This is a genomic window from Mycobacterium sp. 852014-50255_SCH5639931, from assembly GCF_001665605.1.
GTDB lineage: Bacteria > Actinomycetota > Actinomycetes > Mycobacteriales > Mycobacteriaceae > Mycobacterium > Mycobacterium paraffinicum.
The window spans coordinates 21,112-29,691 of record NZ_LZSV01000030.1; the positions used below are offsets into that span (position 1 = coordinate 21,112).

Genomic DNA, 8,580 nt, shown 5'->3' on the forward strand with positions numbered 1-8,580 from the left:
GCCCGAGCACGCGAGGTCGAAGCCCGGATGACCGACGACGAGCGATTCGCGCTGCTGGTCGGGGTGATGGGTGCCGGTGAAATGTGGCCGGTGCGCGACGAGCGCATCCCGCCAGGCGCTCCGATGAGCGCCGCCTACGTCCCCGGCGTACCGCGGCTGGGCGTGCCGGCATTGCTGATGAGCGATGCCGGGCTGGGCGTGACCAACCCCGGCTATCGCCCGGGCGACACGGCCACCGCGCTGCCCGCCGGGCTCGCGCTGGCCGCCGGCTTCGACCCGGCACTCGCCCGCGCCGCAGGCGAGGTGATCGGCCGGGAGGCCCGCAGCCGCGGGTTCAACGTGCAGCTCGCCGGCGCCATGAACCTCGCGCGCGACCCGCGCAACGGACGCAACTTCGAATACCTCTCCGAGGACCCGCTTTTGACCGCGACTATCGCCGCGGAGTCGATCGACGGCATCCAGCGGCAATGTGTGATCTCGACGGTCAAGCACTTCTCGTTGAACTGCAACGAGACCAATCGGCACTTCTTGGACGCAGTCATCGACCCCGACGCGCATCGCGAATCCGACCTGCTGGCCTTCGAGATCGCCATCGAGCGCGCGCGGCCCGGTGCGGTGATGGCCGCCTACAACAAGGTCAACGGAACCTACGCCGCCGCCAACGACGTCCTGATCAACGGGGTCCTGAAAGGTGCCTGGGGATACCGGGGCTGGGTCATGTCCGACTGGGGGGCCACGCCGTCCTGGGAGTGCGCGCTGGCCGGGCTGGACCAAGAGTGCGGGGCGCAGATCGACGCGCTGCTGTGGCGGTCGGAGACATTCGGTGAGCCGCTGCGGGCCGCCCATGCCGACGGCAGGCTGACCCACGAACGCCTCACGGACATGGTCCGGCGGATCCTGCGGTCGATGTTCGCGGTCGGCGTCGACCGGGCCGAAGCCGCGCCCGCACCGGACATGGCCGCGCACAACGAGATCGCATTGCAGATCGCCCGGCAGGGAATCGTGCTGTTGACCAACCGCGGGCTGCTGCCCCTGGCGCCGGAGTCGACCGCCCGGATCGTCGTCATCGGCGGATATGCCCACGTCGGGGTGCCGGCCGGCTACGGGTCGGGCGCCGTCGTCCCGCCGGGCGGCTACGCGGCCGTCATCCCGATCGGCGGCTCGGGGCTGGAGGCCGGGCTGCGCAAGCTGCACCTGCTGCCGTCCAGCCCGCTGGATGAGCTGCGAAAGCAATTCCCCAGTGCCCAAATCGAGTTCGACCCCGGCGTCGGTCCCGCCGAAGCCGAGTCCGCGGCGCGGCGCGCCGACATCGCCATCGTGTTCGCGATCCGCGCCGAAGGGGAGGGCTTCGACATCGCGGACCTGTCGCTGCCCTGGGGGCAGGACGCGTTGATCTCCGCCGTTGCGGCCGCCAACCCCAACACCGTCGTGGTGCTCGAAACCGGCAACCCGGCGAGCATGCCCTGGCGAGACTCGGTCCAGGCCATCGTGCAGGCCTGGTATCCGGGGCAGTCGGGTGGGCGAGCCATCGCGGAAATCCTTGCCGGTGAGGTCAATCCATCGGGCAGGCTGCCGATCACCTTTCCGGTCGACCTGAGTCAGACGCCGCGCCCGGAGCTGCCCGGCCTTGGCCTGCCATGGGGGGAGCCGAGCACGATCGACTACGCCGAGGGATCCGATGTCGGCTACCGCTGGTTCGCCACCGCCGGCGAGGCCCCGATGTTCGCCTTCGGTCATGGGTTGTCGTACACCGACTTTGCATACCGCGATCTGACGGTCACCGGAGGGGACACGGTGACCGCCGGCTTCAGCGTCGTAAACACCGGCGACCGCGCCGGGGCCGACGTCCCGCAGTTGTACCTGACCGCCGCCCCGGACCGAGAATGCCTGCGGTTGCTGGGATTCGAACGGATCGAACTCGAGCCGGGCGCCACCCGCCGCGTCACCATCGAGGCGGACCCGCGCCTGCTCGCCCGCTACGACGGCAGCGTGGGAAGCTGGCGCATCAGGGCGGGTGGCTATCGGGTCGCGGTCAGCGCGTCGGCGGTTGCGCCGCGGCTGACGGCGGCGGTAGAGCTCGCCGGTCGTACGTTCGGGCGCTGATCCCCGGCCGCATCGAGTGTGCGTTCACGGCTTTGACCGTGCACTCAGGGCTGATTTCCCCGGCGTGTCGCCGCCCTGGACGCACACTCGACGCGGGCCTCAGTGGACTACTTGACCGGGGTCAGCTCGTCGCCGCAGGTGCAGCGGTACGGCTCACCCGAACCTGAGCAGTGGCAGGGAACCTCGATGCGAACGCGGCACCCGCAGCCCTCGTGACCACAGGTCAGTTCGGTGCCTGCTTCGTAATTTGCCATTTCACTCATCCATTCCTTTGTCGTGACTCTTACGGCTGTGATCGACCACATCGTCACTATATACCCCCCATGGGTATCTGGTAAATGGACGTGACCCGTCCGATACCGATCGGACCGTCGCTGCCGGTGCGGCCTCGCGCGGCTAGCGTTGATCGCATGACGCAGAAACCAACCCCCCAAGAAGTCGACGCCTTTCTGGACAACACCGTGGTTGGCGATGATCCGGCCCTGAGCGCGGCAGTGGAAGCCAGCGACGCCGCCGGGTTACCGCAGATTGCCGTGTCGGCCCAGCAAGGCAAGTTTCTGAGCCTGTTGGCCGGGGCCATCCAGGCGCACCGCATCCTCGAGATCGGCACGCTGGGCGGGTTCAGCACCACCTGGCTGGCCCGCGGCGCCGGCCCGCAGGGCCGGGTGGTGACGCTGGAGTACGAGCCCAGGCACGCCGAGGTCGCACGGGCCAACCTGGAGCGGGCGGGTCTCGCCGACCGGGTGGAGGTGATACTGGGCGCCGCGCTGGACACGCTGCCGACGTTGAACGGCGGCCCGTTCGACCTGGTGTTCATCGACGCCGACAAAGAGAACTACGTCGCGTACCTGGAGTGGGCGGTCCGGCTGGCCCGTCCCGGCGCACTCATCTTGGCGGACAACGTCATTCGAGAAGGGCAGGTCCTGGACCCGCAGGACAACGCCCAGGCGCGGGCCGTGCGGGAGACGTTGGAATTGATGGGTAAGCACCCGCGACTCGACACGGCAGTGATCCAAACGGTGGGTGCCAAGCGCTGGGATGGCTTCGCGCTCGCGTTGGTGCGTTAGCGTCGGTCAGCGCGGGCTGAGGTCGGCGACCGCCTGGGCGGCGGAGGTGAGTTCGCCGATGCGCAGCGCGGTTTCACCGGCGTACAGCGCCGCACGGTCCACCCAGGCATCGGGCATCGTGGCGAGCGGTGCGAGCGGCGTGAACAGCGGGCGGCCCACCGACTGCAGGCGCGTCAATGCGGCGGCGTCGAAGTAGCCCAGCGCGGCCATCGAGCGGCTCGCCGAGTTGATGGACGCCGGCAAAGCTTTTGCCCAGCCGTCGTCGCGGCACCAGTGCCGCGTCGCGGCGTTGGGTACGACGCGATGCCGCAGCGGCCAGCTCAGGCCGAACAAGTTGGTTTCGATCGTCTTGTCCGCCTGGGCTACTCGCCGCTGATACTCCCGGTTGGCGTTGGCCTCGTGCGTCATCAGGAATCGCGTTCCGGCGACGACGCCGCTGGCGCCCGCCGCCAGGGCGGCCCGGGTGTCGGTGCCGGTGGCGATACCGCCGGCGAGAAACACCGGGCGAGTGCCGGCCGCGGCCAGCGCCTGCGGCAGGAACTGCAGTGCCGGCATGGTGCCGACGAGGTGGCCACCGGCCTCGCGGCCCTGGGCGATCAAACCATCGGCGCCCCAACCGATAGCGGCGCCGGCCTGTGCCGCGGTACCGACCATCACGAAGACGAAGATGCCGGCATCGCGAAGGTGCTGCACGAGTCCCCGCTTTTCGCCGAACGCCAGCACAACGACGTCAACACCGGCGTCGACGCAGACCGCGACGTGCGAGCGATGCACAAAGGGCATCAACAGGTTCACCGCGACAGCGCGGCCCGGCGCCCGCTCGCGCACCTCATCGATGGCCGCCCGGAGCTGGCGCGGGGTGGCCAGGCCCAGGGTGCCGAGGCCGCCCGCCTGGGCGACCGCGGTCGCCAGCGCCCCACCCGCCAGGCCACCGCCCATGCCCGCCTGCGCGACCGGAACGTCCAGGCGCAGCCGGTCCGCGATGTCCATGTGTTAAGACGCTACGCGGGAGGTCAATCCGGCTTCTGGCGGGCTTGATTTCGTTGCTGGCGCGCCGGGATCGAGCGTAATCTTGACGGCAGATGGATGGGTGCAGCCGGCTCAAAAGGCTTGCTGCATAACAGAAAGGTCACAAAATGAGTACAGTCCATTCATCAATCGATTACCACCCGGATTTGTTGGCTCTACGCGCGAGCTATGACCGCGTCGCCGAGTCGATGAGTGCGCACGTCACCTTCGGGCTGGCGTTGCTGACCGGCCTGTATGTGGCCGCGTCACCGTGGATGGTGGGTTTCAGCGCGACGGGGTCGCTCGCCACGTCGAACCTGGTTGCCGGAATCGCGGCGGCGTTCTTGGCGTACGGGTTCGCGACGGCGCTCGACCGCGCCCACGGCATGACCTGGACGATGCCGGTGCTCGGTGTGTGGGTCATCGTCTCGCTGTGGATTCTGCCGGGCGTCGTGCTGACCGCCGGCATGATGTGGTCGAATATCATCGCCGGTGCGTTGCTGACGGTGTTGGGCCTCAACGCCACGTACTTCGGCAGGCGCACGCGCGAGGCGGCCACCCACGCATAGTTTCCAAACCCGTTGAGCGAAGCGGCGATCGGACCTAACCGCAGACCGCGCCGATCGCCGCCGAGCTCACCAGCTTGACGTACTTGGCCAGTACGCCGGTTTGGTAGCGCGGCGGGGGAGGGGTGAAACCCTCTTGCCGGGAATCGAATTCGGTGGGATCGACCAGGACGTCGAGGACCCGGTTGGCGACGTCCAGGCGGATCGGGTCGCCGTCGCGCAAGAAGGCGATCGGTCCGGCGTCGACCGCCTCGGGTGCGATGTGGCCCACGCACAGGCCGGTCGTCCCGCCGGAGAAGCGGCCGTCGGTCAGCAGCAGTACGTCCTTACCCAGTCCGGCACCCTTGATCGCGCCGGTGATCGCGAGCATTTCCCGCATCCCGGGCCCGCCCTTGGGGCCCTCGTAGCGGATCACCACGGCGTCGCCCTTGGTGATCGTCCCGTCCTCGAGGGCGTCCAGCGCGGCGCGCTCACCGTCGAAAACCCTTGCCGTGCCCTCGAACACCTGCGAGTCGAAACCGGCCGACTTGACCACCGCGCCCTCGGGCGCCAGCGATCCGCGCAGGATCGTGATGCCGCCGGTCGGGTGGATGGGATTGTCCAGGGCCCGCAGCACCTTGCCATCCGGGTCGGGCGGGTCGATCGCGGCCAGGTTCTCGGCAACGGTCTCACCCGTCACCGTCAGGCAATCCCCGTGCAGCAGACCGGCATCCAGCAGCGCTTTCATCGCCACCGGCACGCCGCCGATCTGGTCGACATGCGACATGACGTGGCGGCCAAACGGTTTGACGTCGGCCAGGTGCGGAACCTTCGAACCGATCCGGCTGAAGTCGTCGAGCGACAGCTCGACGTCGGCCTCGTGCGCGATCGCCAGCAGGTGCAGCACGGCGTTGGTCGACCCGCCGAACGCCATCACCACCGCGATGGCGTTTTCGAACGCTTCCTTGGTGAGGATGTCGCGGGCGGTGATGCCGCGGCGCAGCAACTCCACGACGGCCTGGCCGCTGCGGCGGGCAAACCCGTCGCGGCGGTAATCGGTGGCCGGCGGCGACGCGCTGCCGGGCAACGACATGCCGAGGGCCTCCGCGGCGCTGGCCATCGTGTTGGCGGTATACATGCCACCGCACGCGCCCTCGCTGGGACAGATTGCGCGCTCGATGGCGTCGACGTCCTCCCGGGGCATCAAGCCGCGGGCGCACGCGCCGACGGCCTCGAACGCGTCGATGATGGTGACCTCGCGTTCCGTGCCGTCGGACAGCTTCGCTCGTCCGGGCAGGATGGAGCCTGCATACAGGAACACCGCCGCCAGATCCAGGCGCGCGGCGGCCATCAGCATCCCGGGCAGCGACTTGTCGCAGCCGGCCAGGAGCACCGACCCGTCGAGGCGCTCGGCCTGCATCACGGTCTCGACGCTGTCGGCGATCACCTCACGCGACACCAGCGAGAAGTGCATCCCCTCGTGGCCCATCGAGATCCCGTCGGAAACCGAGATCGTCCCGAACTCGAGCGGGTAGCCGCCGGCCGCGAACACGCCTTCCTTGACCGCCTTGGCGAGGCGGTCCAGCGAGAGGTTGCACGGCGTGATCTCGTTCCACGACGACGCCACCCCGATCTGCGGCTTGGCGAAGTCCTCGTCACCCATGCCGACCGCCCGCAGCATGCCGCGGGCGGCGGCCTTCTCCAGGCCGTCGGTTACGTCACGACTGCGCGGTTTGATGTCGGTGACTCCAGTCGCATCGCGTGTTGTGGCCATCCTGCAAGTATGCGTGAACTGGCCGGACGGCAAATCCGCGGGTCATACCCGGGCGGGGTATAAAGTGAATTCGTGGCGCCCGACGGGCGCGTAGTGGCAGAGGTGAGGCAGGCGATGACGAACGAGCACGGATATTCGCAGCAGAAGGACAACTACGCCAAGCGGCTGCGGCGCATCGAGGGTCAGGTGCGAGGCATCGCCCGGATGATCGAGGAAGACAAGTACTGCATCGACGTCCTCACCCAGATCAGCGCCGTGAACAGCGCCCTGCGTTCTGTCGCGCTGAACCTGCTTGACGAGCACCTCAACCACTGCGTCACCCGGGCCGTGGCCGAGGGTGGCGACGATGCCGATCACAAGCTCGCCGAAGCTTCCGCCGCCATCGCGCGCCTGGTTCGTTCCTGATTGGTGATCGAGTTGAGACCCGAGCTCCGGCCCTGACAAGGGGGGAGCCGTAGTTGCGGTCCGTACGGTAAGGCAGTGTGATCGCATTAGGCGCGACAACCCAGGACCTGGGTAGCCCGGCCGATACCGACGCCATGACTGCCGAACCCAATGCTGCCGCGCGAACGTGGACCCCACGGATCGCCGCCCAGCTCGTTGTGCTGGCCGCGGCGGCCTTCATCTATGTCACCGCTGAGATCCTGCCCGTCGGCGCGCTGCCGGCCATCGCCCGCAACCTGCACGTCAGCCTGGTGCTGGTGGGCACCCTGCTGTCGTGGTACGCCCTGGTGGCGGCCCTGACGACGATCCCGCTGGTGCGCTGGACCGCGCACCTGCCGCGCCGCCGGGTGTTGGTGATCAGCCTGACCTGCCTGACCGTCTCCCAGGTGATCTCCGCGCTGGCACCCACCTTCGCGGTGCTGGCCGCCGGTCGCGTGCTCTGCGCGCTCACCCATGGCCTGCTCTGGTCGGTCATCGCGCCGATCGCGACCCGGCTGGTGCCGCCAAGCCACGCCGGCCGCGCGACGATGTCGATCTACATCGGGACCAGCCTCGCGCTGGTCGTCGGCAGCCCGCTGACCGCGGCGATGAGCCTGATGTGGGGCTGGCGCCTGGCGGTGGTGTGTGTGACCGTGGCCGCCGCCATCGTCACGGTGGCCGCCCGGGTGATCTTGCCGGAGATGGTGCTCACCGCGGACCAGCTCAAGTGCGTGGGTCCCCGGGCCCACCACCACCGCAACCGCCGGCTGATCATCGTCAGCATCATCACCATGATCGGCGTGACCGGGCATTTCGTCTCTTACACCTACATCGTGGAGATCATCCGCGAAGTCGTCGGCGTGCGCGGGCCGAACCTCGCGTGGGTGCTGGCCGCCTATGGCGCCGCCGGCGTGGTCGCCGTGGGCATGGTGGCGCGGCCGCTCGACCGCCGGCCCAAAGGGGCGATCATCGGTTGCATGACCGGCCTGACGGCCGCGCTCGTCGTGCTGACCGCGCTGGCGCTGGGCGGCCGGCCCGCCGCGGCGGCAGCCCTGATCGGGACGGCAGCGATCGTGCTCTGGGGGGCGATGGCGACCGCCGTATCGCCGATGATGCAGTCCGCGGCGATGCGCAGTGGGGCCGACGACCCCGACGGGGCGTCGGGGCTGTACGTGACGGCGTTCCAGGTGGGCATCATGGCGGGCGCGCTGGCGGGCGGCTTGCTGTACGAGCGCAGCATCGTCCTGATGCTGGCCGCGTCGGCCGGGTTGATGGCGGCCGCGCTGGTCGGTGCGGCGGCCAACCGCCAGGCACTCGACGTTGCGCCGACAAGCTCAGGCGATTCATAGCTGGCCAGCTCAACGGCGCAAATGCGGCAAGAACGGGTCGCCCGGCACCCCGGAATGCGTTAGCTGGAGTGCGCCCTATGCCACACTGTGTCAGGAACTCGAGCGTGGAGGATGCATATGTCGGGCTGGACGCGAGGGAGGCTTTGGGCCACCCTGAACGCAGCCGGATTGGCTTCAATCATGGGTTTGGCACTGGTCTTGAGCGCCGCTCCGGCGCTGGCGGATCCGGACCCGGCCCCCGGCGATCCGGGCGTCGTGGCGGCCCCACCCGGCCCTGTCTCTTATACACATCTCCGAGCCCACGAGACCCC

General features: G+C 68.9%; 8 protein-coding genes. 5 read left to right on the top strand and 3 right to left on the bottom strand.

All coding sequences use genetic code 11. From position 1 onward, the window contains the following. Positions 1-27 precede the first annotated feature (27 nt). Complete coding sequence (locus tag A5758_RS17525) at positions 28-2,103, top strand: glycoside hydrolase family 3 protein (RefSeq protein WP_067742517.1); 2,076 nt, start codon at positions 28-30, stop codon at positions 2,101-2,103. A gap of 107 nt (positions 2,104-2,210) precedes the next feature. Here the strand turns inward: A5758_RS17525 and mymT are convergent, their stop codons facing one another. Then, a complete protein-coding gene (gene mymT / locus A5758_RS25335; RefSeq protein ID WP_082939337.1) occupies positions 2,211-2,366 on the bottom strand; it encodes a metallothionein MymT in 156 nt (51 codons plus the stop codon). Positions 2,367-2,513: 147 nt separating this feature from the next. Here mymT and A5758_RS17530 point away from each other — a divergent pair, with 147 nt between their 5' ends. Next, positions 2,514-3,170, top strand: a complete 657-nt coding sequence (locus tag A5758_RS17530) for an O-methyltransferase (protein ID WP_067742497.1) — start codon at positions 2,514-2,516, stop codon at positions 3,168-3,170. A 6-nt stretch (positions 3,171-3,176) separates the two neighbouring features. Here the strand turns inward: A5758_RS17530 and A5758_RS17535 are convergent, their stop codons facing one another. After that, positions 3,177-4,160: a nitronate monooxygenase family protein gene (locus A5758_RS17535; protein ID WP_067742500.1), complete on the bottom strand. Its 984-nt coding sequence runs from the start codon at positions 4,158-4,160 to the stop codon at positions 3,177-3,179. A gap of 146 nt (positions 4,161-4,306) precedes the next feature. On the opposite strand from A5758_RS17535, the gene A5758_RS17540 reads away from it, so the two are divergent. After that, positions 4,307-4,747 carry an SPW repeat protein gene (locus tag A5758_RS17540; RefSeq protein WP_067206661.1) on the top strand — a complete coding sequence of 147 codons (441 nt, stop codon included), beginning with the start codon at positions 4,307-4,309 and terminating at the stop codon, positions 4,745-4,747. Positions 4,748-4,781: 34 nt separating this feature from the next. Here the strand turns inward: A5758_RS17540 and ilvD are convergent, their stop codons facing one another. Further along, positions 4,782-6,497, bottom strand: coding sequence for a dihydroxy-acid dehydratase (gene ilvD / locus A5758_RS17545; protein WP_067742505.1), 1,716 nt, complete (start codon positions 6,495-6,497; stop codon positions 4,782-4,784). 114 nt (positions 6,498-6,611) lie between these two features. Between ilvD and A5758_RS17550 the strand changes: the two genes are divergently transcribed. Beyond that, entirely contained in the window at positions 6,612-6,902 is a 291-nt protein-coding gene (locus tag A5758_RS17550; protein WP_067742523.1) for a metal-sensitive transcriptional regulator, read from the top strand. A 107-nt stretch (positions 6,903-7,009) separates the two neighbouring features. Then, the gene (locus tag A5758_RS17555; protein ID WP_369816458.1) at positions 7,010-8,269 is read left to right on the top strand and encodes an MFS transporter; all 1,260 of its coding nucleotides are present in this window, start codon (positions 7,010-7,012) and stop codon (positions 8,267-8,269) included. Positions 8,270-8,580 lie beyond the last annotated feature (311 nt).